Annotated in this window: 24 protein-coding genes; 8 read left to right on the top strand and 16 right to left on the bottom strand. The window is 71.8% G+C overall.

The window, feature by feature from the left end:
• Positions 1 to 13 precede the first annotated feature (13 nt).
• Both ACIBVP_RS03645 and ACIBVP_RS03640 read left to right on the top strand, forming a co-directional pair.
• Positions 14 to 910 (top strand): dihydrodipicolinate synthase family protein, encoded by an 897-nt coding sequence (locus ACIBVP_RS03645; protein ID WP_396104382.1) that lies wholly within the window; start codon positions 14 to 16, stop codon positions 908 to 910.
• A 241-nt stretch (positions 911 to 1,151) separates the two neighbouring features.
• Positions 1,152 to 1,868 (top strand): SDR family NAD(P)-dependent oxidoreductase, encoded by a 717-nt coding sequence (locus ACIBVP_RS03640; protein WP_396104381.1) that lies wholly within the window; start codon positions 1,152 to 1,154, stop codon positions 1,866 to 1,868.
• Here ACIBVP_RS03640 and ACIBVP_RS03635 read toward each other — a convergent pair.
• From ACIBVP_RS03635 to ACIBVP_RS03615, 5 genes are all read right to left on the bottom strand, one after another.
• The gene (locus ACIBVP_RS03635) at positions 1,865 to 3,760 is read right to left on the bottom strand and encodes a sensor histidine kinase (protein WP_396104380.1); all 1,896 of its coding nucleotides are present in this window, start codon (positions 3,758 to 3,760) and stop codon (positions 1,865 to 1,867) included. The genes ACIBVP_RS03640 and ACIBVP_RS03635 overlap by 4 nt on opposite strands.
• Positions 3,761 to 3,831: 71 nt before the next feature.
• Positions 3,832 to 4,980 (bottom strand): family 16 glycosylhydrolase, encoded by a 1,149-nt coding sequence (locus ACIBVP_RS03630; protein ID WP_396104379.1) that lies wholly within the window; start codon positions 4,978 to 4,980, stop codon positions 3,832 to 3,834.
• 12 nt (positions 4,981 to 4,992) lie between these two features.
• Positions 4,993 to 6,246: a BNR-4 repeat-containing protein gene (locus ACIBVP_RS03625; protein WP_396104378.1), complete on the bottom strand. Its 1,254-nt coding sequence runs from the start codon at positions 6,244 to 6,246 to the stop codon at positions 4,993 to 4,995.
• A 35-nt stretch (positions 6,247 to 6,281) separates the two neighbouring features.
• Positions 6,282 to 7,067, bottom strand: a complete 786-nt coding sequence (locus ACIBVP_RS03620) for an IclR family transcriptional regulator (RefSeq protein ID WP_396104377.1) — start codon at positions 7,065 to 7,067, stop codon at positions 6,282 to 6,284.
• A 251-nt stretch (positions 7,068 to 7,318) separates the two neighbouring features.
• Entirely contained in the window at positions 7,319 to 7,894 is a 576-nt protein-coding gene (locus tag ACIBVP_RS03615; RefSeq protein ID WP_396104927.1) for a CGNR zinc finger domain-containing protein, read from the bottom strand.
• Between the two features lie 90 nt (positions 7,895 to 7,984).
• On the opposite strand from ACIBVP_RS03615, the gene ACIBVP_RS03610 reads away from it, so the two are divergent.
• Positions 7,985 to 8,743 carry an MBL fold metallo-hydrolase gene (locus ACIBVP_RS03610; RefSeq protein WP_396104376.1) on the top strand — a complete coding sequence of 253 codons (759 nt, stop codon included), beginning with the start codon at positions 7,985 to 7,987 and terminating at the stop codon, positions 8,741 to 8,743.
• Between the two features lie 62 nt (positions 8,744 to 8,805).
• Here ACIBVP_RS03610 and ACIBVP_RS03605 read toward each other — a convergent pair whose 3' ends face one another.
• Entirely contained in the window at positions 8,806 to 10,176 is a 1,371-nt protein-coding gene (locus ACIBVP_RS03605) for an MFS transporter (RefSeq protein ID WP_396104375.1), read from the bottom strand.
• A gap of 76 nt (positions 10,177 to 10,252) precedes the next feature.
• Here ACIBVP_RS03605 and ACIBVP_RS03600 point away from each other — a divergent pair, with 76 nt between their 5' ends.
• On the top strand, positions 10,253 to 10,693 hold the full coding sequence (locus ACIBVP_RS03600; RefSeq protein WP_396104374.1) for a winged helix-turn-helix transcriptional regulator: 441 nt from the start codon (positions 10,253 to 10,255) through the stop codon (positions 10,691 to 10,693).
• Positions 10,694 to 10,719: 26 nt separating this feature from the next.
• On the opposite strand, the gene ACIBVP_RS03595 is transcribed toward ACIBVP_RS03600, so the two are convergent.
• The 6 genes from ACIBVP_RS03595 to ACIBVP_RS03570 form a co-directional block, all read right to left on the bottom strand.
• Positions 10,720 to 11,670, bottom strand: coding sequence for an HIRAN domain-containing protein (locus ACIBVP_RS03595; RefSeq protein ID WP_396104373.1), 951 nt, complete (start codon positions 11,668 to 11,670; stop codon positions 10,720 to 10,722).
• A 40-nt stretch (positions 11,671 to 11,710) separates the two neighbouring features.
• Positions 11,711 to 12,577 carry a carbohydrate ABC transporter permease gene (locus tag ACIBVP_RS03590; protein WP_396104372.1) on the bottom strand — a complete coding sequence of 289 codons (867 nt, stop codon included), beginning with the start codon at positions 12,575 to 12,577 and terminating at the stop codon, positions 11,711 to 11,713.
• Positions 12,574 to 13,557, bottom strand: coding sequence for an ABC transporter ATP-binding protein (locus ACIBVP_RS03585; protein WP_396104371.1), 984 nt, complete (start codon positions 13,555 to 13,557; stop codon positions 12,574 to 12,576). Before ACIBVP_RS03585 ends, ACIBVP_RS03590 begins: the two co-directional genes overlap by 4 nt.
• A complete protein-coding gene (locus ACIBVP_RS03580) occupies positions 13,554 to 14,798 on the bottom strand; it encodes an ABC transporter substrate-binding protein (RefSeq protein ID WP_396104370.1) in 1,245 nt (414 codons plus the stop codon). The genes ACIBVP_RS03585 and ACIBVP_RS03580 overlap by 4 nt, the downstream gene beginning before the upstream one ends.
• The gene (locus tag ACIBVP_RS03575; RefSeq protein ID WP_396104369.1) at positions 14,795 to 15,571 is read right to left on the bottom strand and encodes an ABC transporter permease subunit; all 777 of its coding nucleotides are present in this window, start codon (positions 15,569 to 15,571) and stop codon (positions 14,795 to 14,797) included. The genes ACIBVP_RS03580 and ACIBVP_RS03575 overlap by 4 nt, the downstream gene beginning before the upstream one ends.
• A 71-nt stretch (positions 15,572 to 15,642) precedes the next feature.
• A complete protein-coding gene (locus ACIBVP_RS03570; RefSeq protein WP_396104368.1) occupies positions 15,643 to 17,997 on the bottom strand; it encodes a WD40/YVTN/BNR-like repeat-containing protein in 2,355 nt (784 codons plus the stop codon).
• Between the two features lie 122 nt (positions 17,998 to 18,119).
• Here ACIBVP_RS03570 and ACIBVP_RS03565 point away from each other — a divergent pair, with 122 nt between their 5' ends.
• Positions 18,120 to 18,569: a hypothetical protein gene (locus ACIBVP_RS03565; protein ID WP_396104367.1), complete on the top strand. Its 450-nt coding sequence runs from the start codon at positions 18,120 to 18,122 to the stop codon at positions 18,567 to 18,569.
• A 2-nt stretch (positions 18,570 to 18,571) separates the two neighbouring features.
• Here ACIBVP_RS03565 and ACIBVP_RS03560 read toward each other — a convergent pair whose 3' ends face one another.
• Both ACIBVP_RS03560 and ACIBVP_RS03555 read right to left on the bottom strand, forming a co-directional pair.
• Positions 18,572 to 19,135, bottom strand: a complete 564-nt coding sequence (locus ACIBVP_RS03560) for a dihydrofolate reductase family protein (protein ID WP_396104366.1) — start codon at positions 19,133 to 19,135, stop codon at positions 18,572 to 18,574.
• A gap of 77 nt (positions 19,136 to 19,212) precedes the next feature.
• Positions 19,213 to 20,538: a PLP-dependent aminotransferase family protein gene (locus tag ACIBVP_RS03555; protein WP_396104365.1), complete on the bottom strand. Its 1,326-nt coding sequence runs from the start codon at positions 20,536 to 20,538 to the stop codon at positions 19,213 to 19,215.
• Positions 20,539 to 20,625: 87 nt separating this feature from the next.
• Here ACIBVP_RS03555 and ACIBVP_RS03550 point away from each other — a divergent pair, with 87 nt between their 5' ends.
• Both ACIBVP_RS03550 and ACIBVP_RS03545 read left to right on the top strand, forming a co-directional pair.
• Positions 20,626 to 21,414, top strand: coding sequence for an alpha/beta fold hydrolase (locus ACIBVP_RS03550; protein WP_396104364.1), 789 nt, complete (start codon positions 20,626 to 20,628; stop codon positions 21,412 to 21,414).
• Positions 21,411 to 22,136 (top strand): SDR family NAD(P)-dependent oxidoreductase, encoded by a 726-nt coding sequence (locus ACIBVP_RS03545; RefSeq protein ID WP_396104363.1) that lies wholly within the window; start codon positions 21,411 to 21,413, stop codon positions 22,134 to 22,136. Before ACIBVP_RS03550 ends, ACIBVP_RS03545 begins: the two co-directional genes overlap by 4 nt.
• Positions 22,137 to 22,139: 3 nt before the next feature.
• Here ACIBVP_RS03545 and ACIBVP_RS03540 read toward each other — a convergent pair whose 3' ends face one another.
• Together ACIBVP_RS03540 and ACIBVP_RS03535 are read right to left on the bottom strand one after the other, a co-directional pair.
• Positions 22,140 to 22,511 carry a hypothetical protein gene (locus ACIBVP_RS03540; RefSeq protein ID WP_396104362.1) on the bottom strand — a complete coding sequence of 124 codons (372 nt, stop codon included), beginning with the start codon at positions 22,509 to 22,511 and terminating at the stop codon, positions 22,140 to 22,142.
• Between the two features lie 35 nt (positions 22,512 to 22,546).
• Positions 22,547 to 24,718, bottom strand: coding sequence for a DUF6351 family protein (locus ACIBVP_RS03535; protein WP_396104361.1), 2,172 nt, complete (start codon positions 24,716 to 24,718; stop codon positions 22,547 to 22,549).
• A gap of 256 nt (positions 24,719 to 24,974) precedes the next feature.
• Between ACIBVP_RS03535 and ACIBVP_RS03530 the strand changes: the two genes are divergently transcribed.
• On the top strand, positions 24,975 to 25,388 hold the full coding sequence (locus ACIBVP_RS03530) for a hypothetical protein (RefSeq protein WP_396104360.1): 414 nt from the start codon (positions 24,975 to 24,977) through the stop codon (positions 25,386 to 25,388).

The following is a 25,388-nucleotide window of genomic DNA, read 5'->3' as shown; positions in this document are numbered from 1 at the left end:
GGAGTTCTGCCCAGTGCCGCACACCGTGCACGGTCTCGTTCCCATCCTCGCCACGCCGTTCCTGCCCGACGGGTCACTCGACCTGCCCAGCCTGCGCGGGCTGGTGGAGTTCCAGCTCGCGTCCGGAGTGGAAGGTGTGGCGGTGTTCGGCATGGCGAGCGAGAACTTCGCCCTCACCGCCGCCGAACGTGCCGTGATCCTGCGGGAGGTGATCGAGGTGGTCGCGGGCGCGGTGCCGGTCGTCGCCGGGGTGGCCGCGACGTCGACGGTCACCGCGCTGGAACAGGTCGAGGCGTTCGCGGACGCGTCGGCACTGATGGTGCTGCCGCCGTTCATGGTGAAGCCGGGCCCCGCGCAGCTCGTGGACTTCTACGCGTCGGTCGCGGCCGCCGGGCCGGAGGTGATGGTGCAGGACGCGCCGGGCGCCACGGGCGTCGCGATGCCGGTGCCGCTGATCGTGGAGCTGGCGAAGCTGCCCGGCGTGACGTCGGTGAAGGTGGAGTCCCCGCCGACCGCGCCGAAGGTGGCGGCCGTGGTGGACGCGGTGGCGGACGCGGAGTTCGCGGTGCTGGGCGGGCAGAACGCGCAGTTCTGCCTGGCGGAGTACGCGGGCGGCGCGGTCGGCACGATGCCCGCGTGCGAGTTCCCGGACCTCCTCGCGCCGGTACTGGCGGACTGGCGGAGCACGTCGGCCCGTGCCGCGTTCACGAGCCTGCTGCCGCTCATCCTGTGCGGGTTGCAACAGGGCATCGCGTGGGCCATCCACAAGGAGGTACTGGTGCGACGCGGGATCATCGCGCACGCGACGGTGCGGTCACCCGCCGGAACGCCCGGGCGGGCGACGTTGGCGGAGCTGGACGCGGTGCTGGCGGACCTGGCGCTACCGCCCACACCCGAGGTGACCCGATGAGGGCCGCGGCCTCCGGCCCCCGGTTTCTATTGTCCCACAAGGCACCGACAACCCGGCCGCCGTCACGCACGGTCCTCACACTGCGCACCGAAGGACCCCATCCCCACGCTCCGTGCCCTGAAGGACCCCTTCGGCACGCGGCGGCCTGTGGACAACCCGGTCGCAGCGCTCAGGACTGTCGGTGGCCGGATCTACGCTGGATCCCGGGGGCCGGAGGCCGCCCCACCCACGGCGGTGCGCGGTGACCGGCCTCGGCGTGCTCGTCGTCGGCAGCAGCTCCGACATCGGGCTCGCGATCGGACGCGCGTTCACCGTGCGTGGTGACCGCGTCGTCGGTGTCTCCCTCGAACGGCACGAGGACCCCGCCTTCGCCGAGACCATCGCCGCCGACTGCGCGGACCCGGCCGCCGCTGCCGTCGCCGTCGAGTCGGCCCACCACCTGCTCGGACGGCTGGACACCGTCGTGCTCGCGGCCGCGACGCAGCCCGTCGCGGCGGCCGCCGACACCACCGACGAGCAGTGGCGCGCCGCCATCGGGGCCACGTTGGACTCCGCCTTCTACGTGGCGCGGGCCGCGCTCAGGCGGCTCCCCGCCGGCGGGTCGATCGTGGCCGTCTCCTCGGTCAACGCCACGCTCGCCGCACCCGGCCTGCCCGGTTACGCCGCCGCCAAGGCCGGGGTCGAGGGGCTCGTCCGCCAGCTCGCGCTCGAGTACGGCCCCGCGGGCGTGCGGGTGAACGCCGTCGCACCCGGGATGATCGGCAACGCCGACCTGCCCGCCGTGGCCGAGGGCTACCCGCTGCGCCGGGTCGGCAGGCCGGACGAGGTGGCCGCGGCCGTGGTGTTCCTGGCGGGCGCCGGGTTCGTCACCGGCGCGGTCCTTCCCGTCGACGGAGGGCTCTCCATCGCCTCCCCCGCCGCCTGGCTGCGCCCCGACCTGCGGGCGCGCTGGCTCTAACGGCGGTACGGCAGCTCGGCCACGATCTCGAACTCCGACAGTGTCCGGCGCGCGGTGAACCGGCCTTCGACCACCTCGACGCGGGCGCGCAGGTTGGCCAGCCCCTTGCCGGGGCACCCGTCCCCGGCGAGCACCCCGTCGTTGCCGATGCGCAGCCGCAGCACGTCGTCGTCGACCGCCAGCGCGATCGTGCACTGCTCGGCCTCGCTGTGGCGCAGGATGTTCGTGACCGCCTCCCGCACGACGGTCGCCAGCACCACGTCGACCTCGCGGTCGATCTCCTGTTGTGTCGGCGGTGGCCGGTCGGGCAGCAGCACCGAGATCCCCGACGACGTCAGGATGTCGAACGCCAGGCCCAGCTCGCTGGCGAACGACAGCCGCAGGCTCTCCGCCGCGACGAGCCGGGCGTCGTTGCCCGCCTTGTGGCACAGCCACAGCAGCTCGTCCAGCTCGTGCCGGACACGGTCGTCGTCACGGCCGATCAGCGCGGCGATCAGGTCGGTCTTCAGCGCGATCGCGGACAGCCCGAGGCCGAGCAGGTCGTGGGTGTCGCGCGCGAGCCGCAACCGCTCCCGCACCGCGGCCAGTTCCGCCAGCTCCTCCCGCAGCGCGGCCAGCCGCACCGCGAGGTTCGTCAACCGCGCCAGCCCGTACACGAGCAGGCCGAACGCCACGGCGGTCGCGGTCGCGTACCCGGTCCACCGCACCAGCGCCACCGTCCACGGCTCCCCCGGCGCCAGCAGGACGAGCCCCGGCACGCTCGCGACGATCACCCCGAACCACACCCACCGCGACCGGCCGCGGAACAGCAGCAGCGCGGACCCGGCCAGGAAGCCGACGAACGCCAGCCCGACCGACCCGACGAACAGGAACTGGACGTAGGTCAGCACGGCCTGTGCCACGAACGTCCACGGCCACGCCTTCGGCCTGCCCCGCAGCCCGGAGTGCCGGAGTTGCAGCACCGGGATGGCGATCCCGGCGACCAGCGCGACCGCGACAGCGGACGGCGGGTAGCCGACCCCGGACAGCACGACGTTGGCGAGGTTCTGGGCGGCGAACAGCACCAGCACGACCAGCAACACACCGGTCGCGACCTTCGGCGCCAGCCGGACCCCCGGCTGGGGCGTCGTGGTGATCCGCTCGTCGGGGTCCCCGGTCATCGCGCGGGCCTCGGCCAGCATCTCCCGGGCGGTCACCCCGGCCGACGCGATCTCGGTACGAGCCACGTCGGGCCGGTCGGCGAGCGCGTCCCGCGCCGCGGTGGCCCTGGCCGTGACGGTCCGCACCCGGTCCCCGATCATCGACCGCAGCCGTTCGGCGACCGCCAGCCGCTGCCGGGTGATCGCGGCGACGGCCAGTTCGTCGCGGGTCGACGCCACCTCCCGCACCAGCTCGGCGATCCAGGTCAGGCCGAACAGCGCGAGGCCGTTGTCCGCGAACGCGATCAGCAGCCAGATCGCGGCGTGCACGACGGGCGTGTACGGCGGCCCGACCACGCCGAGCCAGATCAGTTCCTCCACGCCCATCAGCACGACGAACACCGCCCACGACGCCGGCGCCGACACCGTGAGCAGCACCAACCCGGCGAGCAACCCGGAGATCCCGCCGACCCAGCCGCTGCCGAACAGGGCGAACGGAACGTAGGTCAGCACCGCCTGTGCGCTGAGCAGCCACCAGCGCAGCCGGGTCCACAGTGGGCGGGCGACGCCGCTCGCGAACCACATCGGCAGCACGAACAGCGCCACCACGAACAGCACGTACCAGAACTCACCGTGGTTGACGGCGTCCACGGCCCGGCCCGCCAGAAGCGCGACAAGGAAACCGAGCACGATCGCGCGAGCACCGTGGATGTCGCGCCGCGCGTCGAGTTCGTCGGTTCCGACCCTTCTCACTCAACGGGAGGCTACCGGGTTTCGCGGCGGGAGCGGCCACCAAACGGAGGACACTCCCGCCGCGCGCCGCCTCAGGCGCGGACGAACTTCACCGCGTCGGCCCGTGCGCAGCCGACGCCACTGGACGTGAGCTTCACGTACCCGGTCTGTCCGGCGGCGAAGGAGTAGGTGCCGAGCGACACCCATCCGCTGGTCCCGGCGGTGCCGTCCACGTGCCGCGCGGCCGCGCCGCCGCTGTGGCCGACGTCGTAGCGCGTGTTCCGGTCGCTGCCGGAGTGCGCGATCCTCCACACGTACACCTGGTACCTGCCCGCGGCACGCAGCGTGGGCCGCCAGGTCGCGGTGTTGCCCGCGGTGTGGCAGGTGGCATAGCGGCTGGGCGAGGTGTGGTTCCAGCCGTCGAGCGTGGAGTCGTGCCAGCCGCCGGACTCGCGGTATCCGTAGGCGGCGGGCCCGTCGTTGTCGAGGTAGTAGTCCTTCTGCCAGTACCGGACGTAGTCGAACTGCGCGGTCGACGGCCCGTTCGCCGTCACCGGGTAGGCGATGCTGGTGAGCCAGATGTTGAGGTAGTCGTGGGTCCACTGGTCCGGCGTGTAGGGCGCGGTGTAGCGCAGTTGGCCGTCCACGTAGAACCTCACGGACGTCTCCGACCAGTCTGCGCCGTAGGTGTGCCACTGCCTCAGGTCCAGTCCCGAGTCGTACGTGGAGCCGGGGTGGTAGCCGCCGTCGCCGGTGCCGTTCCAGGCGTGCACGCCGCTGTGGATGGTGCGCGGGTTGACGGAGTCGTTCTCCAGGACGTCGATCTCGGTGCGGCGTTCGGGGCCGAACGTGGTGCTGCCGTCGCCGGCCATCATCCAGAACGACGTGTGCCACCCGCCGACGGACGGCAGCTTGGCGCGGGTCTCGTAGTAGCCGTACCGCAGGGCCCGCTTGCTGACGAGACCGCCACCACTCCAGTCCTTGCCGAGGTACTGCGGCGACTCGGCCTTCAGGTCGATGGTCATGAGCCCGCCGCCGACGGTCACGTTCTGTGGCCGTTGCGCACTGCCCGCCTTGACGTCGGTGCGGAAGTTCCACACGGACGTGTCGGGCGCGGTGCCGTTGAACTCGTCGCTGAACACGAGCGTGTAGCCGGACGCCGGCGGGTCCGCCGTCGCGGGGGCGGCGGCGACCGTGGTGAGGGTGAGTGCGAGGGCGGTGAGCAGGGCGCTCCTGCGCATGGGGGGCCTCCGTTACCAGGGCGAGGTGCGGACGTGGAGCTGGTGGTCGGTCGGTGCGGTGAGGTACAGGTGATCGGTACCGGCACGCCGGATGACGGCGAGGCGCTGCACGTTCACGCCGGGCAGCAGGGCGGTCTCGGCCCAGGCGCTCCCCGACGGGACGGCGGCGAACGCCTGGTCGCCGCTCGCGGTGGCCTTCTTGGCGTAGTAGACGCGCAGACCGCCACCCCAGGCGGTGACGTCGATCGCGGCGTGCGTGTCGTAGGCACCGGCGTAGACGGTCCTCCGCTGCCAGGCTGTGCCGTTCCACTCGGCGACCCGCACGTGCCAGCGTCCACCATGGACGGTCCGGTACCGGTAGGCGACGACGGGTTTCCCGTTGGACAGCGCGAACTTCGCGCTCTGCACCCCGGGCGGCGCGGAGGCGTCGTCCCGGTCCGTCTGGTCCTCGGCGCCCTCGACCGGCTGGTACACGACGGGACTGGTGACGGTCGCGGGCGCGGTGACGACGGTGCCCGCGGCGTTGTGGAACCGCCCGGCCGCGATGTCGTACCGCAGGTAGGAACCGAGGTGCCGCAGGGCGTTCGTGCCGCCGTAGGCCCATTCCCACGTGATGTGGAGGTTACCGCTCCCGTCCCCGGCGACGTCGTCGGGGTAGGCGACGTACCCGGACGACCGGGCGAACACCGCGACCCGGGTCCACCGGTTGGCCGCGTTGTCCCACCGGTAGAGCCTGCCCTCGGGGTAGGCGCGGATCACCAGGTAGACGTCGCCGTCGTCGACCCGCGTGAGGTTCGGGTAGGTGTACCGGTCCCCCTGGTCCGGCATGTCGGCCGACCGGTTGACCATGGTGGTGACGTCGCCGGGTGCGGTCGACCGGTAGTAGATCCAGTTGTCGCTGTGCATGGAGACGAACGCGTGGATGTGCCCGTGCCCGTCGACCGCGATCGAGGGCTGCTTGTGCCCGATGTCGTCCGGGTAGACGGCACAGGTGCCGTCGGCGGCCTTGAGACAGCCCCGGGTCCAGGTGCCGTCCGGCGCCTTACGTCCGATGTAGACGGTGTGGGTGTCGTTCGCGCCGCCGTTGGTGGGGCCGGGCCCGCCCCACGCGTTGTAGGCGACGTAGAGCGAGCCGTTCAGCTCGTCGAGCGGCCGCCACCACCCGGCCTGGTTGGAGGCGTCCACGCGGTAGGGCACCTGTTCGGCGGCCGCCGTGGCCGGCAGCACCAGCAGCAACGCGAGGCAGGCGAGAATGACACGTCTCATCGGGACTCCTTTGTCCGGTGCAGACGGGCGGGGGTTCAGTTGGTGAGAGCGGTCGCGGTGTAACCGAGGGCGGTGCTGACGGTGTCGGCGGTCTCGATGACGACCTGCGCCAGTTCGTCCCGCCGGTGCCCGAGGTCGAGCGCGGACAGCGACCCGGAAACGGAGACCGCGGCGACGACCGCGCCCTCGCGGTCCCGGATGGGCGCGGCGACGCAGGCGCGGCCGAGCGCCAGTTCCTCGACCTCCATGGCGTAGCCCCGGGCGCGGACCTCGTCCAGTTCGGCCTCGAGCACACCGGGGTCGGTGACGGTCTTCGCGGTGAACGCGGTCAGCTCCCCGAGGATCTCCCGTCGCTCGTGGGCGGTGCAGCCGAGCAGCAGGCACTTCCCGAGGCCGGTGGCGTGCAGCGGGTTGGTCTGCCCGAGCAACGTGAACGAGCGCGGCGCCAGCTCACCCTCGGCGTTGATCAGGTAGACGAGCCGGTCCCGGTGGCGCCGGGCCACGTTCACCCCGAGCCCCAGCCGTGCGGCGAGGTTCTGCACGACCTGCCGGGCCTCGCGGTGGACGGGCTGCTGGTTGGCGGCCGCTCCCCCGACCCGCAAGGCGAGCGGGCCGAGCCGGTAGAGCGAGGTGACGGGATCGCGCTCCACGAAGGCGAGCGACTCGAGCGTGGCGAGCAGCCGGGTGGCGGTGGACAGCCCCAGCCCGGCGGCGGCGGCGAGGTCGGAGGCACGAACGCGCGTGTGCCCGGCGTCGGCCAGCGCCCGCAGCAGCTGCGCGGCCCGCTCCACGGACTGGTTGTTCCCACTGTCGACGGCCACGAGACCCCACTTTGCAAGTCCGGTTGCAATATCGATGAACGTAGACACGATCCTGCAACCGACCTACCGCCGAACGGCGCAAACACGACGATGCGGCCGAGGAGCACCGCGGCCCGCGACATCCCCCAGCCGCGCCGCGGCACTCCCCGCCGCATCCACCTCCCCCTGGTTCTCCGACCTCCCGACAAGGGAGATCCTCGACCGCGAACCTGAGGGAACCGTGTGACAGGCCTGAAAGAACCCGGTGGGAGCTACGCGGAGCGGCCACGCCGGGCATACGCGCGGGCGGCGCGCACGCGGTCGCCGCAGCGCGTGGAGCACCACTGGCGGCGACCGTGGGTGCGGAGCAGCAGGCGGTTGCACGGCGGGGAGCCGCAGGCGGCCAAGCGGTCGGCATCGGAGCCGGTGAGCAGGTCGGCCGCGTCGGCCGCGAGGACCGCGAGGGCGTGTTCGAGGATCTGGGTCGTCGGATGCTCGGGGGCACGGTGGAAACCACGACCGTCGTCCCAGCGCAACAGCGACGCGCTCGGCACGCGGGTCATGGCGTCGTTGACGGCCTGCAGTGCACCGCGGGGAGCGGGGTGCCCCTCGATCCGGGCGGCCAGCAACGCCCGCACCTGTTCCCGTAGCGCGCGGAGCTGCGCGGCACACACCGCCCGCAACCCGGCGTTCTCGGGGGCGAGTTCGCGGTCGGCCAGCCACCGGCCGGCGCCCTCGGGGTCACCGAGCAGGTCGAGGTACTGCCCGCCGGGCAGGGCGATGGCGCTGTCGGCGAAGTCCAGCGCGACGTGCTCGTCAGCCCCAGGCGCCGGCGGCAAGACCTCCATCACACGCCTCATGGTACTCCTTGCGCTTATCCGTGAGAGCACCCTACGGTTACTCACGGCAAACTCAATCCACTTCCGTGAGGAACCAGGATGACCGACATCCAGCAGGTCCACGTGCGCGTCATCGGTGGGCCGACCACCCTCATCGAGTACGGAGGTCTCCGGTTGCTGACCGACCCGACCTTCGACGCTCCCGGCGACTACCCCCTCGGGCCCGGCCTGGTCGTGACCAAGACGGCCGCCTCCCCCGTCGGACCGGCCGACCTCGGCGCCGTCGACGCGGTGTTGCTCTCCCACGACCAGCACCCGGACAACCTCGACACCACGGGCCGGGCGCTGCTCGACGACGTCCCGCTCGTCCTCACCACCGCCGGCGGAGCCCGGCGCCTCGGCGGCACCGCCCGCGGGCTTGCCCCCTGGGAGAACGTCGACCTGGCACGCCCCGGCGGTGGTCGCGTGACCGTGACCGCGACACCGGCCCGGCACGGACCCGAGGGCTGCGAACCCCTCACCGGCGAGGTCGTCGGCTTTCTCCTGAGCGCCCCCGACCTGCCCACCGTCTACGTCAGTGGCGACAACGCGTCCCTGGACGTCGTCCGCGACATCGCCCGGCGCGTCGGGCCGGTGGACACCGCGGTCCTGTTCGCGGGCGCGGCCCGCACGCCGTTCTTCGACGGCGCGCTGGTCACGCTCGACGGGGCCGGCGCCGCCGAGGCCGCCCGCATACTGGACGCGCGCCGGGTCGTCCCCGCGCACTGCGACAGCTGGGGCCATTTCACGGAGAGCCGCGACGACGTGGTGGCCGCCTTCACCGCGGCTGGGATCGCCGACCGGCTCCAGACGGCCTGAACATCACGGGAGGAACCGTGGGACCCGGCCGGACAGGTCATGACCGCCGGGTCCCCACGAGGTCACGCCGGGATGGGGACCGCCACCCGGCGCCTGCGCAGCCCGGTCGCCGCCACCACCAGCGCGAGCGCCGCGGCGGTCACCGGCACGGCGAACGCGGCGTGCAGGCCGGGCAGGCCGTGCGCGGTGACCGACAGAGTCGTCGCGACCGCGAGGCCGAGCGCGGCACCGAACTGGAACGAGGTGTTCCACAGCCCGCTCGCGAGCCCCTGCTCGTGGTCGGCGACGCCGTCGGTCGCGACGATCGTCAGCGGGCCGTAGACCAGGGTGAACGCGATGCCCAGCAACACCATCGTCGGGAACATGGCCGTCCAGTAGGCGGCGTCGGCGGGGATGGACAGGAACAGCGCGTAGCCCAGCACGGCGGCGGCCACCCCGGCGACGATCACCGGCGGGTTGCCGAAACGGTCCACGAGCCGCGGTGTCACCGTGGGCGCCAGCACCGCGTCGATCGCCACCACCACCAGCGCGAGCCCGGTCTCGATGGCCGACCAGCCACGCACCTCCTGCAGGTACAGCACGGTGATGAACTGGAAGCTGACGAACGCGCCCGCGAACAGCACGGTCGCGACGTTGGCCCGCACCAGCGCCACGCCGCGCAGGATGCCCAGCCGCACCAACGGAACCGGGGACCGCGACTCGACCACGACGAACGCGACCAGCAGCGCGACCGCCAGCGCACCCGTCGCCACGCTGACGACGGCGGGTACCTCGGGCACCCGCACGACCGTGTAGACGAGCGTGACCATGCCGGTCGTCAGCGTGACCGCACCGGCGACGTCGAACCGGCGCGGGCCGTCGGCGGGGACGTCGGTGGGCACGAGCCGCACCGCCATGACGAGGATGAGGGCCGCGAGCAGCACCGGCGCGAAGAACACCCACCGCCAGCCGAGCGCGGTGAGCAGCCCGCCGACGACGAGCCCGAGCGAGAACCCGGCCGCCCCGGCCGCCGCGTACCAGAGCACCGCCCGGTTGCGCGGCGGTCCCTCGGGGAAGCTGGTCGTGATCAGCGACAGCCCGGCGGGCGTCATGAACGCGGCGGCGACCCCGGTGACGAACCGGGAGAGGATCAGCACCCAGCCGTCGCCCGCGAGCCCGCCGAGCCCCGAGAACGCGAGGAAGACGGCGAGCCAGAACACGAACATCCGGCGGCGGCCAAGCAGGTCGGCGGCCCGCCCGCCGAGCGGCATGAACCCGCCGTAGCTCAGCACGTAGGCGGACACCACCCACTGCAGTTCGGCCGTCGACATGCCGAGGTCCGCCCGGATCGCGGGCAGCGCCATGCCCAGCATGGAGACGTCGACGCCCTCCAGGAAGATCGAGCCGCACAGCACGAACAGCACGGCACGTGCGCGGCCGCTCATCTTCGCCATCCACCACTCCTTGGTTACCAAACAGAACTGGGTTCTCTCTTGTTATGAACCTCATCCTGAGTCACCATGGGGAACTGTGGAAGAAGGCACTTCAGGAGAACCTGGTTACTGCGAGGGAACAGAGGAGTTCGACGTCTGGCAGTGGCACTCCCGGGCGGACTGCGAGGTGCGGCAGATCCTCGACCGCATCGCCGACAAGTGGTCGCTGCTGGTGATCGCGCTGCTGGAACGCCGGTCGCTGCGGTTCTCGGAGCTGCGCAAGGAGATCGACGGCATCAGCCAGCGCATGCTGACGGTCACGCTGCGCCAGCTGGAACGCGACGGGCTCGTGAACCGCAAGGTCTACCCGGTGGTGCCGCCGCGCGTCGACTACGAGCTGACCGACATGGGCTGCACGCTCCACGAGACGATCAAGGCGCTGGTCACGTGGACCGAGGAGCACCAGCTGGCCATCGCCGAGGCGCGGGCTGCCTACGACGAGCGGGCCGCGAAGGAGAAGGAACTGCTGGAGCAGTAGTCGTTCGCCCCGAACCGGGCGGGCCGCTACCGCTGCCGGCCCTCGAGCTTGAGCAGCGCACGGTTGCGCCGCTTGAGGAGGTCCTCGACGGCCTCGTCGCGGGCGGCGTCGTCGCCGTAGAGGGCGAGCCCTCGGTCCGCCCACCACAGACAGGCCTGCCAGTCCTTCTGTTTCTGCTTGCGGATGGCCATCTGCCGGTAGGTCTCGAGCAGCGGCACCTTGCCCCACTTGCGCATGAAGGCACCTCGGATGACGTCCATGTCCGCGTCGTGCCGCGTGCAGGCGTCGTCGAACTCGTCGAGCGCGGTCTCGTAGAGGTCCCGTGCGTGGTAGAGGCGCTTCTCCAGCTCGGCGAACTGGAAGTGCCGGTCGATCGGGTCACGTTCGTCCACGAGCAGAGCCCGCAGCGCCGCGATGGCGGGCCGGTCCGCGGTGGGCAGGCCGTCGAACCAGGACAGGTCGTAGGAGTCGTCCTCGATGTCGCTCTGCCAGGCCTCGCTGAACCCGGTCCGCATCTCGCCACCCGCGGTGGGTGGGCGTCCGGGCACGCGCCGGACGACGGCGATCCCGAAGTCCGCGGGCTCATGGGAGAGCCACACCCCGAGCCGGCCCGGACCGTCGTTGCGGTATCCGCCGCCGACGATCACGCCGCGGAGCGCGACCGCCGTGCCGGAGGTGGACATCAACGCCTGAAGCCCGGAGAGGTACCGCGCGGCCACCTCGCGGGGCAGGTACCCGACGACGTGGGCGTCGACGCGCACACAGATCGCGTTGCTGTCGTACGGGTTCCGCGGTTCGGGCACCAGGACCGCGACGACGTCGTGCCGGACCCGATCTCCCCGTGATCCGCCGCAGAGCGACCAGAGCGCGTCCTGGTAGGCGGACTCGCCGACCACCTCGAGGTCCTCGTCACCGCCGTACAGCTGCCACGAAACAGCCGGGCCCACTCCGGATCGCAGCCGCTCGAAGATTCCCATGCGAACACAGTCGACGGCCGCTTCCCGGCTGTTACGACTTTCAGGACCGGGTGCGCTGGTGTGCGGCCAGGCGGGCGGCGAGCCACAGCGGGAAGGCGGCCGCGATCGCGGTCAGCACGAGCAACGCCACCGACAACGTGCTCGCGTAGCCGAGTTCGCCGTACTCGAAGGCGCGGCGGTAGATCAGCAGCGGCGCGGTCAGGGTCGCGTTCGCCGGCCCGCCGTCGGTCACCAGCAACGCGGGCACGAACGCGTTCTGGACCACGACCACCATGTCCCGCACGGCCAGTACGAGCACGATCGGCGCCATCAGCGGCAGGGTCACCCGCGTCATGGCGAACCACGGTGAGCCGCCCTCCACCTCGATCGCCTCGTGCAGGCATGACGGGATGGCCAGGCGGGCGGCCAGTGCCACGACGAACGCCTCGCCCACCTGGAACGCCATGACCAGCACCAACCCGGCCCGCGCTCCCCACGGCGTCGTCAGGAAACCCGGGTCCGGCACCCCGAACACGTCGAGCAGCGCGGGCAGCGGCCCGTACAACGGGTTGAGGATCCACAACCACAACAACGCCCACGCCGCATCCGGGACGACCGACGGCAGGTACGCCGCCGCCCGGCCGATCGCGGTGCGCGCGCCTCGGCGGCGGGCCAGCAGCAACGCCGCGCCCACGGCCAGGAGCAGCCGCAGCGGCACGACCACCGCCGCGACGAGCGCGCTGATGCCCACCGCGTCCCAGAAGGTCTCGTCGGAGGCGAGGCGGGTGAGGTTGTCCGTCCCGGTGAACGACGGCGGCCGGAACCCGAAGTAGTCGGTGAACGCCAGCGCCGCGGCCAGCCCGAGTGGCGCGAGCACCAGGAGTGCCGAGCCTGCGAGGTAGGGCGCCGCCAGTGGCCACCTTCTCATCGGCGGGCACCGGTGGCCGCGTCGAAGTGGTGTTCGTCCTCCGGCCGCCACGTGACCACCACGTGCTCGCCGACCTGTGGTGCGTCCGCCCACGGCAGTCGTGCCAGCAGATCGTCCACGGTGACCAGGCACTCCTCGCCCGCCGGTTCGACCGCGACCACGGTCGCCCGCCGGCCGGAGCCGGACCGGTGCACCCGTACCCGGTCCGGGCGCACCCCGGTGACCACGCCGTCGACCGCGGGCAGCAGGTTCATCGGCAGCGGACCGAAGACCCTGGCCACCGCGGTCGTCGCGGGCCGGGCGTAGACCGAGGCCGGGGTGTCGCACTGGAGCACCTTGCCCTCGGCCATGACCGCCACCCGGTCGGCCATCGCCATCGCCTCGGCCTGGTCGTGGGTCACGTGCACCATCGGCACGCCCAGGGACCGTTGCACCGCACGGATCTCGCCGCGCATGCGCAGGCGCAGTTCCGTGTCGACCGACGCGAGCGGCTCGTCGAGCAGGCACACCCGGGGTGCGCGGATCATGGCACGGGCCAGGGCCACCCGTTGCCGCTCGCCGCCGCTCAGCTCGCCCGGCATCCGGCTCAGGAGCGGCTCGATGTCCAGCGTCCGCGCCACCTCACGGACCCGGGACTCGACGTCCCCGCGCCGGGTGCCTCGCGCCCGCTCCCCGATCCCGATGTTCGCGGCCACCCCCAGATGCGGGAACAGCGCCGCCTCCTGGAACACCAGCGCCACGTCCCGCCGCCCGGCGGGCACCCCGGTGACGTCCCGGTCGTCGATGACCACGCGGCCCGCGTCGAGTGGTTCCAGCCCGGCGATCGCCCGCAGCAGCGTCGACTTCCCCGAACCGGACGGCCCGACGACGACGAGCAGCTCACCGGGCTTCGCCGCCAGGTCGACCCCGTCCAGGGCCACCACCCGGGCGCCTCGGCGTGCCCGGTACACCTTCCGCGCGCCTTCGACCACGACACTCATGGGCGCAGCAACGGATCCGCCTGTTTCCGGATCTCCGCCAGGACCTCGTCCAACGGCACCCCGTCCAGGAAGGCCCGTTCCAGCTGGGTGCCGATCACGTCCTCCACCTCCGGCCACGACGGCGCCACCGGCGTGTGCCGCAGGTGCGGGATCGCGTCGAGGAACACCTGTGACGACACGGGGGCGCGGGCCGGGCTGAGGAACGCGGGCGACGTCGCGACCGACCGCAGCGACGGCACCGTCCGACCGCCGAGCGCGGTCAGCGTCTGCCCCTGCTGCCCGACGGCGTAGGCGACGAACTTCGCGGCGGCCGCGGCGTTCGGCGAGCCACTGGCGACGCAGTAGGCGTCCGAGTGGAGCACCGACGCGGGTTCCCCCATCACCGGCAGGCCCGCGACGTCGAAGTCCAGGCCGCGCTGTTCGCGCAGTCCGGGCACCTCGACACGCGAGCTGAGGAACATCGCCACCTTGCCGGTCATGAACTGTTCCGGCACGCCCTGTGCGGCGAGCTGCTCCTTGTCCGGGGTCGCGCCGCTGCCGATCAGGTCCAGGACCTTCTGCAGTGCCCCGCGGGCGGCGGGCTCGTGGAGGGTCGTGCGGGTCGGCGACGCGTTGTCGTCGACGATCGTGCCGCCGTCGCTCCAGATGAACGGCGCCATGCGCACGATCGACGGGTCGATGCCGACACCCTTCACCCCGCCGCCGGTCAGCGCCTTGGCCGTCGCGGTGAACTCGTCCCACGACCAGCCCGCCTTCGGCGCCGGGACACCCGCCTCCGCGAACAGCGCGCGGTTCCAGTAGACGACGAGCGAGGAGATGTTCTGCGGCATGCACTGCAGGTCACCGTCGTAGGTGAACGCCCGCAACGGTTCCTCGTAGTAGTCCGCCGTGTCGACGCCGGCGTCGGCGAGCAACGGTCCGATCGGCCGCACGGCACCGCGTTGCACGAACGGCGCGTACTGGCGGTAGTTGATCAGGAAGACGTCCGGCGCGTCCCCGGACGTGAACGCGGTGGAGAGCCGGGTGAGGTGGTCGTCGCGGGTCACCGTCACGAGGTCGACCTCGCCGCCACCGGCCTCCCGGTAGGCGGACACGAGGCTGCGGTACACCGCCGCCTCCTCCGGGTCGGCCCCGACCTGCACGGTGATCGACGCGCTCGGGTTCCCCTCGTCGGCACCGGCGCCGTTCGAGCACGCGCTCAACACCAGAAGCACGGGAATCGCCAGCAGTGTGCGCCTCATGAGCGTTCCACCGAGGAGAAGAACGACCGTTGGGCGATGCCGAACGCGAGCAGCGCGGGCGCTGTCACGAGCACCGCTGCGGACAGGTAGATCGGGTACAGCGCGGCCTCCATCTCACTGAGGTTCCGCAGCCCCAGCGCCACCGGCCAGTTGCCGGGTGACGACACGAGGGTCAGCGGATCCATGAACGTGGACCAGTAGTACAGCCCGGACAGCGCGGCCACCGCCACCGCGGCGGGTCTGGCCAGCGGCAACGCGACACGGCGCCACACGGCGAACGGGCTCAGGCCCTCCAGCGCGGCCGCCTCGAGCAGAGCCGCGGGGATGCGCGAGTAGGCCAGCGCGAACAGCAGCACGTAGAACGGTGTCGTGCCCGCGAGCGCGAGCAGCGCGACCGTGAACGGGGTGTCCGCGAGGCCGATCCCGCGCAGCAGCACCACACGCGGCACCCACAACGCGGCGGCGGGCACCAGCAGCATCAGCACCGACACGCCCACGAGCCACCGGCGCAGCGCACCCCGTGCGGTGACGATCGCGAGCCCGGCCATCGACGTGACGACGACGGTGACCGGGACCGCGACCACGAGCAGCAGCACCGAGTTCAGCAGCAGCCTGCCGAGCGGCATGAACCGCGGCACGGTCGCGAAGTTCGTCCACTCGACGGGGTCCGGCCACAGGTCGAGCCCGTTGGGCGGCGGCTGCAACGGTCGCTGCAACGCGCCGAGCACCATGACGGCGAGCGGTGCGAGGAACAGCCCGGTCAGCACGACCACCCCGACGGTCCACCAGGTGGTGGTCCGTCGGGGTGGTCGCGTGGTGTCGTGCCGGGCCAGCGGAGCGCCTGTCAGCCCGCGTCGGCGAGCGAGGTCGTCCAGATGCTTCGTCCGTAGGTCGCGGCGTAGAGCTTGTCGCTGCCCGCCGGCAGGTCGATGTCGTTGACCGGCACCAGCGGCAGGTTCGCCCCGACCTTGACCCAGGTCTTGCCGAGGTTGGTGGTGCGGAAGACGCCGACGTCGGTGGCGATGAACAGCCAGTCCTTCTTCTCCGGGTGCCGGATGACGTCGTTGATCGGCGCCTGCGGGATGCGCCTGCCCGTGATGTCCTGCCAGGTCCGGCCACCGTCGCTGGTCATGACCAGGTGCGGGTACGGGTCACCGGACCGCCAGCCGGAGAAGCTCGCCCACGCCACCTTCGAGTTGTCGGGGTCGACGGTGATGCGGGTGACCCAGCGGCCGGGGAACACCGGGCTCCGCAGCTTCTCCCACGTCACCGCGTCCGGCTCGGCCATCGCGTTGCGGCTGACCCACACCAGGCCGCTGTCGGTGCCCGCGTAGACGAGGTTCGGGTCGTCCGGAGTCGTGCCGATCGCCGTGACCGTGCCGAAGCCGGGCGCGCGGGGCTCGGTGCCCTCGGTGAGGTCCGGGCTGATCCGCTGCCAGGTGCGCTGACCGGGGTCGGTGTTGATCCGGTTCACGAACTCGCTGCCGCCGAACATGATCCGCGGGTCCGCCGCGAACTCGAGCGGCGCCACCCAGTTCTTGCGGGCACCGGGGATCGTCATGACGAACTGGGCACCGTCGACGAAACCGCGGCAGCCGCCGTTCTGGAAGCAGCCGTAGTACTTGCGGTCGTTCGTCGGGTCGATGCGGTTCATCATCCCGTCGCCGCCGACGAAGTTGAACCAGTCACCGGTGACGGTGTTGTCGGCGGCCCACGACTTCAGCGAGCCGTTGTCCTGGGAGCCGGCGTTGACCCGGGCCCCGTCCTGGACGGAGACGTCCATCGCGTAGAACTGCGTCACGGGCAGGTGCGCCGTCTTCGCCCACAGGCCACGCGCCGCGCCGTTCTCGTTGGACCAGTAGAAGCCGCCGTCGTTGCCCAGGTACACCTTGTCCGGGGTGAACGGGTCCCATTCGAGGCCGTGCTGGTCGGCGTGCGGGGTCCGCGAGGTGACCCAGGTGAGGCCGCCGTCCCGGCTCTCCGCGAGGCTCACGCCCGCGACGTACACGTGCATCGGGTCCACCGGGTCGACGTACACGCGGCCGAACCACCAGGCGAACCCGCCGCTGATGCTCTGCAGCGTGCCGCCGCTGGTCGGGCCGACCGGGGTCCACGTGGCACCCGCGTCGATGCTGGTGAAGAAGCCGTTGAAGTTGCCGCCCGCCGTGCTGGAGATCAGGTACGCGCGGTTGGGGTCGCTGTCGGAGAAGTCGACACCCATGCGACCCACGTAGGTCGCGGTGACCGGTTGCCCCTCGATGTCGACGCTCTGCGGGAGCGGCGGGTTGTGGATGTTGGTCCAGGTGCGGCCGCCGTCGGTGGACCGGTAGAGGAAGGAGTTCTTGCCGTAGATGCGCGACTTCTCGTCCCGGATCTTGTCCCACGTGGTGGCGAGCATGATGTCCGGGTCGGACTTGTTGATGGAGACGTCGATCGCGCCGGTGGAGGCGCTGTCCGGGACGATGACGCGGGTCCAGGTGCGGCCGCCGTTCTCGGTCATGAACAGGCCGCGGGTCGGCTCGGTGTCGTGCAGCGCGCCCATGACGGCGACGAACACGCGGTCGTCGTCGCGGGGGTCGATCACGATCTGGCCGACGGTGTCGCCGGACCCCAGCCCGACGTGCTGCCACGTCTCGCCGCCGTCGGTGGACTTGTAGACGCCCTTGCCGTAGTAGGCGGACCCGCCGCCGTGGTCGGGTTCACCGGTGCCTGCCCAGACCACCCCCTGGGAGTCCACGGCGACCGCGCCCATCGACTGGGGCAGCTGGTCGTCCCACGCGGTCTCGAAGGTCGCGCCGGCGTCGTCGCTGCGCCAGAGCCCGCCGGTGCCGGTGGCGATGTAGACGAGGTTCTGGGTGGTGGGGTCCGCGGCGATGTCGCGGATGCGGCCGCCGATGTTGCTCGGGCCCAGCTCCTGCCACACCTGGTCGGTGGCGGGCGAGCCCATGGCGGCGGTGCCCATCTGCGCGGAGTGCGCGATCGCCTCGGTGATCGCCGCGTCCGGGATCGTGCCGTCGGGGTTGGCGCGCTGGAGGTACATCCACTCCTCGGCGCCCAGCGGGTCCTCCGCAGGCTGGCCCGCCGGTGCCGCCGGGGCCGCCGTGACGCCGTACTCGCGGTCGGCGACGACGCTCGCGCCCAGGAGGACCACGAGTGTCGCGGCCACGACGGGGCCAGGTCTCTTTTTGCGCAGTGCCACGCGTTCCTCCTGGTTCGGGTGAGCCGTGCCCGCGACAAGGTAACACCGGAGAAGTCCGATTAGTCTGCCTCCGAACGGCCGCTGTTTTCCCTGTTTTCCCAGTACCTGCCTAAGGTTGCGCCATGATCGAACGTGGGCTCGCACTGTCCGTGGCGGTCGCGTCGCTGCTGGTCACGGTGGGTTGCTCGGCGGGGACCGACGCCGCCGCGTGCCCGTCACCGAGCCCCGCGCCGGCGGCGGAGTCCGCGCTCATGCCGGAGGGGCTGGCGTTCGACCAGGTCGGCACGGTCACCCACGTCGTCAGCTCGGACGGGCACGTCACCGTGCAGGCGGTCACGGACAAGCCCATCGACGAGGTCACGGTGCTGATCCAGGACGCGGTGACCGCCGCGGGCTACCGTCCGGCGGGGATGGACAACGAGGGCTTCGAGGCGGAGGTCTTCTTCACCGCGGGTGACTACGCGGCGGGACAGGCGCTGGTGCGGAGGAGCGACTGCGAGGGCCGGTGGGACGTCGAGCTGGTCCTCGTCGAACCGGGCACCGTGCCGACGACCTCACCGTCACCGTCGTAGCGTCACCCCACGACGTACCGCAGGTGCGTCACGTCGCGGTCCACCAACTGCCGCACCAGCCGCAGCTCGACCGGCTCGGCACCGGTGGGTTCGAACAGCCGCCGCCCTTCGCCGAGCAGCACGGGTACGAGGTGGATCTCCATCTCGTCGAGCAGACCCGCGCGCAACAACGACTGCGCCGCCGCCGCGCCGTGCACCATCACCGCCCGGTCGCCGGCCGCGGCCCGCGCGTCGGCGACGCACTCGGTCACGTCGGTGTAGAACCGGGCGCTGCCCGGTGGTTCGTCGGCGGGGTCGACGTGGTGGGTCAGCACGTTGATCGGCACACCGTCGTGGTGGTCGCCCTGCCAGCGGCCCGCGAGTTCGAAGGTCCGCCGTCCCGAGATCACGGCCCCGGTCGCGAGCGCCTCGCGGTACACCTGCCCGCTCGGACCGTCGCCCATCCGGTCGTCGAGCCAGTTGAACAGCCGCCCGCCGCCCCGGCCGAGTTCCTGGCCGGGCCGGTCGCCCGGCCCCGCGATGAACCCGTCCAGCGACATCGACATGTACAGGACAACCTTGGCCATGACGTCAGCTCCTCACGTGTCGTGAACCCTGCCTGAGCGTCGAACGACACGTCCCCGGATCGACAGCCACCCGATCACTAGTCCACCGTGGTGTCCTCCGGGCGGGTGCGGGCGAGTTTCGCCAGGGTGTCCAACGTGGTCGCCAGGACCTCGGGCGGCGGGGCGGACACCGCGAGCCGCACGGCGTTCGGGGCCCGGCCCTGGCCCACGGCGAACGCGGCGGCCGGGGTGACGGCGATGCCCAGCCGGGCGGCGGCCGCCACGAACGTCTCCGCGCGCCACGGTTCCGGCAGCTCCCACCAGCAGTGGAACGCGCCAGGGTCGGCGTGGACCGTGAACCCCGCCAGGTGTTCGGCGACGAGACGCTGGCGGGCGGCGGCATCCGCGCGTTTGGCGGCCACGATCGTCTCGACGGTGCCGTCGGCCGTGCACCACGTGGCCGCCGCCAGCGCGAACCTCGTCGCCGCCCAGCCGCCGGACCGGATCGCGCCCGCGACGGCGTCGACCGTGCCGGGCGGGGGTACCAGGTAGCCGAGGGAGAGCCCGGGCGCGATCCGCTTCGACATGCTGTCCACCAGCGTCACCTGCGCGGGTGCGTACGCGGCGAGCGGGGGCCGGTCGTCGCGCAGGAAGGTGTAGATGCCGTCCTCGATCGCGGGCAGGGCACGGTCGGCCAGGACCTCGGCCAGCGCGGCGCGACGGGCCTCGGACATCGTGGCACCCAGCGGGTTGTGCAGTGTCGGCTGGACGTAGACGGCGCGGACGTTCGCCTCGCGCACCGCCAAGGGCAGCACGCCCTGCTCGTCCATCTCCAACGGGACCAGGGTGACGCCGAGACGCGCGGCCACCGCCTTCACCACCGGGTACGTCATCGCCTCCACGCCGAGGCGGCCACCGACCGGTACCAGTGCGGCGATGGCGGCAGCGATGGCCTGCCTTCCGTTGCCCGCGAACAGGATCCGGGCCGGGTCCGGCGCCCAGTCGGTGCGGCTCAGCAAACTCACGGCCGCCGCGCGTGCCGCCGGGGTGCCGTCGACGGTCACCGGGCGCAGGGTGTCCGCCAGCGCGTCCGGGCGGACCAGGCGGGAGAGGCTCGCCGACAGCAGTTCGGCCTGGTCGGGCAGCAGCGGGAAGTTGAGCTCCAGGTCCACGCGTGCCGTCGCGGGTTCGGCCAGCGCGGGTTCGGGCGCCGGCGCGCCCGCGCGGACGAACGTGCCGCGCCCCACCTCGCCCACGGCGAGGCCGCGGCGCACCAGTTCGCCGTACACACGGGCGGCCGTCGACGCCGCGATGCCGTGCTGGCGGGCGAACCGGCGTTGCGGCGGGAGCCGCTCCCCCGCGCGCAGGCGGCCCGCGGCGATGTCGTCGGCGACGCGGTCGGCGATCAGGCGGTAGTCGTCCACGATTCCCCATATTGCACCGAGAGCATTGTTTTCATTGCACTGAGATTTTGCACCGAATAGCCTCGGTACGGCAAGGGAGGAGCACCCATGAGCACCGCTGCCGTCAACGGCATCACCATCACCTACGACGACGAGGGCACAGGCGACGACGTTCTCGTCCTCGTCCACGGGCACCCGTTCGACCGTTCCATGTGGCGGCCCCAGCTCACGCAGGCCTGGGACCTCGGCTGGCGCGTGATCGCCGCCGACCTGCGCGGCTACGGCGCGTCGACGGTGGTGCCGGGCGTGACGCCGCTGTCGACGTTCGCCGAGGACGTCGTCGCCCTGGCCGACCACCTCGGCGTCGGGCGGTTCGTGCTCGGCGGCCTGTCGATGGGCGGGCAGATCGTGCTCGAGTGCGTGCGCCGGTTCCCGGACCGCCTCCGCGGGCTGGTGCTGGCGGACACGTTCGCGCAGGCCGAGACGCCCGCAGGCCGCGAGCACCGCAACGACATGGCCGACCGCCTGCTGCGCGAGGGCATGGCGGGCTACGCCGAGGAGGTGCGGTGGAAGATGGTGGCCCGCCGCAACCCCGACGCGGCCGAGTTCGTGTTCCGGATGATGCTGGCCGCGCCACCCGAGGGCGCGGCGGCCGCGTTGCGGGGCCGGGCCGAGCGCCCCGACTACACCCCCGTACTCGCGGAGATCACCGTGCCGACGCTGGTGGTCGTGGGCGCCGACGACGAGTTCACCCCCGTCGCCGACGCCGAGTACCTGCACGAACGCATCGCCGGCTCGACGCTTCGGGTGGTCGACGGCGCCGCGCACATGCCGAACCTGGAGCGCCCGGCCGAGTTCGGTGCGGCGCTCACGACGCTGCTGGAGCGGGTCCGATGAGCCTGACCGTGTTCGTCACCGGCGCCAGCAGCGGATTCGGCGCGGCCATCGCGCGCCGGTTCGCCGCCGAGGGCGCGACGGTGCTCGCCGCCGCGCGCCGCGTCGACCGCATCCCCGCCGGTGACCGGATCCGGCCGGTCGCGCTCGACGTCCGGGACGCCGACGCCGTGCGCTCGGTGGTCGACGCACTGCCACCGATCGACGTGCTCGTCAACAACGCGGGTCTCGCGAAGGGCCTCGAACCGGCGCACCGCGCCCACCTCGCGGACTGGGACGACATGGTCGACACCAACTGCCGAGGGCTCGTGCACTGCACGCGTGCCGTGCTGCCCGGCATGGTGGCGCGCGGCCGCGGCCACGTGATCAACCTGGGTTCGGTGGCGGGCACGTACCCGTACCCGGGCGGCAACGTCTACGGCGCGACGAAGGCGTTCGTGCGGCAGTTCAGTCTCAACCTGCGCAGCGACCTGCACGGCACCGGCGTGCGCGTGACGTGCGTCGAGCCGGGCATGTGCGAGGGCACGGAGTTCTCCGTGGTCCGCTTCGGCGGCGACGCCGAACGGGCGGCCGCCGTGTACGACGGCATGCGGGCGCTGACGGCCGACGACGTCGCCGAGACCGTCCGCTGGGCCGCGGCCCAGCCGCCGCACGTCAACGTGAACACGATCGAGCTGATGCCGGTCGCGCAGTCGTCCGGCCCGTTCCAGGTGCACCGGGGGTAGGCGTCACCAGGTGCCGGGCGGCCGCTGGCCGGGTCCGGCCGCCGCTGCCGCGTACTGCTGCTGCGGCCCTGGCCCGGTCGCCTGCCGGGGCCGGTCGAACTGGCCCAGCGCGACGGCGGCGCCGATGAGCGCGACGCCGCCGATCGAGTAGCCGAGCCAGGTCAGGCCGTCGATCACGCCACGCGGTCCGGCGTAGCCGACGTCGGAGGACTGGCATTCGACACGATCGCCGTCCGGCTCGCACCACCACTTCGCGACGACGTGCCCGCCGGTCGTCCCGGTGCCACCGAAGACAGCACCCATGATCAGGCCCAGTGCGGCCAGCGCGAGCCCGGCCACGACGAAGAAGACGCGAAGAAAGCGGAGAAATGCCACCGCGGCATCCTCGCGGGCGCGCTTTCACACCGCTTTCATCGCCAGGAAAGCGGCCTGCCCACGTCCGGCCTGCGGTAGTCGCAGACCCCGGTCGGGAAGATCTGCTCCAACCGGGCACGTTCCGCCGCGCTCGGCCGCCACGACCCGTACAGGCCGCGCGCGATCGCCTTGCGCACGGGTTGCAGCGCGCACTTGTAGTGCTGTTCGTCGAAGGGGCCACCGGCGACCGTGCGGGACGTGCCGTGGATCGGGAACCGCTGGGTGCACGGCCCCGCCGGGCCGCGGTCGAGGATGCCGCGCCAGGCGTCCGCGCCGCGGTACAGCGGGGTGCCGTCGGTGGCGAAACAGCTGTCCACGGCGGCGGCGGGTTTGTTGCCCACGACGCCCCGCGACGGGTGGGCACGCAGGTTGGCCAGCCACTCGTCCATCACCGCGAGCGCCATCGGCGTCTGGTCGAACGCGCGGGCCGGTCGTGCGTCGGTGAACCACACGACGTGGTTCGCGGCGCTGCCCGTCGCGTCGAGCATGCGCTGACGCGACGCGAACGACTGCCGCGCGTTGTGCATGTCCAGCTCGGCGTCGAGGTAGTGCCGCCAGTCGATGACGGGGATGTCGATCTTCCCGTCGAACACGAGACCGGACCGGTAGGCGGCCCTCATGGCGTCGACGCTGCCCTCGGTACGCGGCCGCACCCCGTCGGCGTTCGGAGCCGTGACGTTCCGCGCACTCCACACGTCCACATCGGACGGACACGCCTGCGCGACGAACGGGCAGCCCTCCTGCACCGCGTCCTGGGGTTCCTTCCACCCACCGACGTCGGCGTTGAGGTCGAGGAACTCGGCGGGCGTGATCTTCCCGTCGACCAGTGCCCGCAGTCCGTACTGGACGCCGACGTTGTCCCAGGTGGAGCGCGCGAAGCCGGTGTCGGGGTCGCGGCCGTAGACGTTGACTGCGTCGTTCCAGTGCGTCCACTCGACCGAGGCCTGCTGCTCGGGCGTGATCCCGGGGGCCGTGCCGTACTTCGGGTTGAGCGCCAGCGGCGACAGCCCACGCCACCCGTTGACACACTCGCTCGACCCTGGCGTCGCGAGCCAGGGCGTGAGCCGCGCGTACGGGTTGGCCACGGTGTCCGAGGCGGCGAGCCCCTCGATCAGGGTGCGGTTGGTCCACTGCCGCCACTTGGAGGTGGGGTCGGCGAGGACCTTCTGGTCCATCCACCGTTCGAGGAGCTCACAGTCGCCGACGTGAATGGTCTGGGTGACCATGTCGGGGTAGGAGTACTGCGGGATCGCCGCGTCGAGCAGCCCGCGGTGGTTCTGCCCGTACACGTACTGCTGGATCCCACCCCCGGACCCGCCCAGCCCCACTGTGTACGTCGGGTCCCCGTACTCGGTCACGAAGCGCGACTTGACCATCATCGCGGTCTCCCCGCCGAGCACCAGGTTGTAGTGCGTGTTGGTCTTGGTCCCGGTGGACCAGGCGATCGCGTACCCGGCACCGAGCCCGTACACGTACCGCGACTCGCTCTGGTTGTTGGAGCCCTGGTAGTGCCCGATCGCGACCCCGCCACCGAAGTAGTAGATGAGCTTGCGGTTCCAGTGCGGCAGGTCCCCGGTACCCCCGGGGTCGAGCACAGCGATCGTGTAGATGAACCGGTTGATGGTCCCGCGCTCCCAGCGGATCACGAAGTCGAGCCCGCTGGGGGTGGTGGCCATGTCGGCGGGACGGGGTGCTGTCGCGTCGTAGGGCCGCCATGCACCTGCCGTCGTGCGGTAGTAGCGCCCGACACGGGTGGCGAGGGAACAGTCGTCGTCGAGGAACGGCCCGGCGAGGTCGAAGCCGGCGAGATGCGCGGGGGTGGAGCAGAAGAAGTCGGGCTGCTGGGGCCCGGAGAACATGGGCCCGGTGACGGGGTGGTTGACCAACGTCGTCGACGCCCGATCCCGCGGCACGGCGGCGGTCACGGTGCTCGGTCCTTCCGGCAGCTCGCGCACCACGCCCTCGAGAGCGTGCGGGGCCTGGTCGTCGGGCGTGAAGTCGTCGGTCACGTCGGCGCCGTTGACCCGGATCGTGGCGTCGTCCAGTGGTATCGATCGCGGCACCACGACCCGCAACCTGGCGGCGCCGCCACTGACGTACCTGGCCGGGCCGGAGAGGGTCTCGATCCGCAGGCCGCGGTCGTTGCGGTCCGGCGTGCCGTCGGCCACCGACGCCCCAGCAACCAGACAAGCAAGAACAGTCGCCACGACAGTGATACGACGCCTCATCGCGTCCTCCCCAGGTGGTGGGCGGGCAGGCAACGTTAGGCACGCACGCCACACACCGTCAATGCCCGTCGTGAAGAAGATTCGTCTTCGCGGCGGGCACCCCAAAGCTCCACAGCGCTGAACACGCATGTCGTATCCTCGACTACCGAGCGTTCCGGGTCGTGAACGCCGACGACAAGGGGGAGCGCAGAGCAGGATGAACGGTCAACAGCACCGCGACGCCATCAACGCCGAGCTGTCCGGCTGGTTCAGCAGCAACACCACACAGGGCACCATCACGGGCGGCAGCTTCGCCTTCACCGAGGACCAGATACGCGCGGTCGTGAAGAACTACCACGATCTGGCCGACAGCTACGACGACGCGATCACCAAAGCCGGAAGAATGACCATCGTCGAAGGCCCCGGGTTGGACTTCGCCAGCGACGCGTTTGCCATCGCAGCCAACCGGTCCGGACAATCTCTCATCGATTCCTTCACGAACGCCCGTGACTACTGCAAGGAGCAGGCCCGGTTGGCTCAAGGCGCACTGGACGACTATCTGGGTGTTGAGAACACGAACGTGACCGAGATCAACAAGCAGAGCCCGCAGGGGCCCCAGGCCGGGATCTGA

Origin of the sequence: Actinophytocola sp. NPDC049390 (assembly GCF_044466355.1) — a bacterium.
Classification (GTDB): domain Bacteria; phylum Actinomycetota; class Actinomycetes; order Mycobacteriales; family Pseudonocardiaceae; genus Actinophytocola.
Note: the sequence above shows the minus strand (reverse complement) of the source record. Positions and strands in the feature narration are given on the sequence as shown.

Coding starts and splice junctions, on each gene's coding strand:
- ACIBVP_RS03630 (WP_396104379.1), bottom strand. CDS start 4,980: ATGCGCAGGAGCGCCCTGCTCACCGCCCTCGCACTCACCCTCACCACG.
- ACIBVP_RS03625 (WP_396104378.1), bottom strand. CDS start 6,246: ATGAGACGTGTCATTCTCGCCTGCCTCGCGTTGCTGCTGGTGCTGCCG.
- ACIBVP_RS03615 (WP_396104927.1), bottom strand. CDS start 7,894: ATGGAGGTCTTGCCGCCGGCGCCTGGGGCTGACGAGCACGTCGCGCTG.
- ACIBVP_RS03610 (WP_396104376.1), top strand. CDS start 7,985: ATGACCGACATCCAGCAGGTCCACGTGCGCGTCATCGGTGGGCCGACC.
- ACIBVP_RS03605 (WP_396104375.1), bottom strand. CDS start 10,176: ATGGCGAAGATGAGCGGCCGCGCACGTGCCGTGCTGTTCGTGCTGTGC.
- ACIBVP_RS03595 (WP_396104373.1), bottom strand. CDS start 11,670: ATGGGAATCTTCGAGCGGCTGCGATCCGGAGTGGGCCCGGCTGTTTCG.
- ACIBVP_RS03590 (WP_396104372.1), bottom strand. CDS start 12,577: ATGAGAAGGTGGCCACTGGCGGCGCCCTACCTCGCAGGCTCGGCACTC.
- ACIBVP_RS03585 (WP_396104371.1), bottom strand. CDS start 13,557: ATGAGTGTCGTGGTCGAAGGCGCGCGGAAGGTGTACCGGGCACGCCGA.
- ACIBVP_RS03580 (WP_396104370.1), bottom strand. CDS start 14,798: ATGAGGCGCACACTGCTGGCGATTCCCGTGCTTCTGGTGTTGAGCGCG.
- ACIBVP_RS03565 (WP_396104367.1), top strand. CDS start 18,120: ATGATCGAACGTGGGCTCGCACTGTCCGTGGCGGTCGCGTCGCTGCTG.
- ACIBVP_RS03560 (WP_396104366.1), bottom strand. CDS start 19,135: ATGGCCAAGGTTGTCCTGTACATGTCGATGTCGCTGGACGGGTTCATC.
- ACIBVP_RS03550 (WP_396104364.1), top strand. CDS start 20,626: ATGAGCACCGCTGCCGTCAACGGCATCACCATCACCTACGACGACGAG.
- ACIBVP_RS03545 (WP_396104363.1), top strand. CDS start 21,411: ATGAGCCTGACCGTGTTCGTCACCGGCGCCAGCAGCGGATTCGGCGCG.
- ACIBVP_RS03530 (WP_396104360.1), top strand. CDS start 24,975: ATGAACGGTCAACAGCACCGCGACGCCATCAACGCCGAGCTGTCCGGC.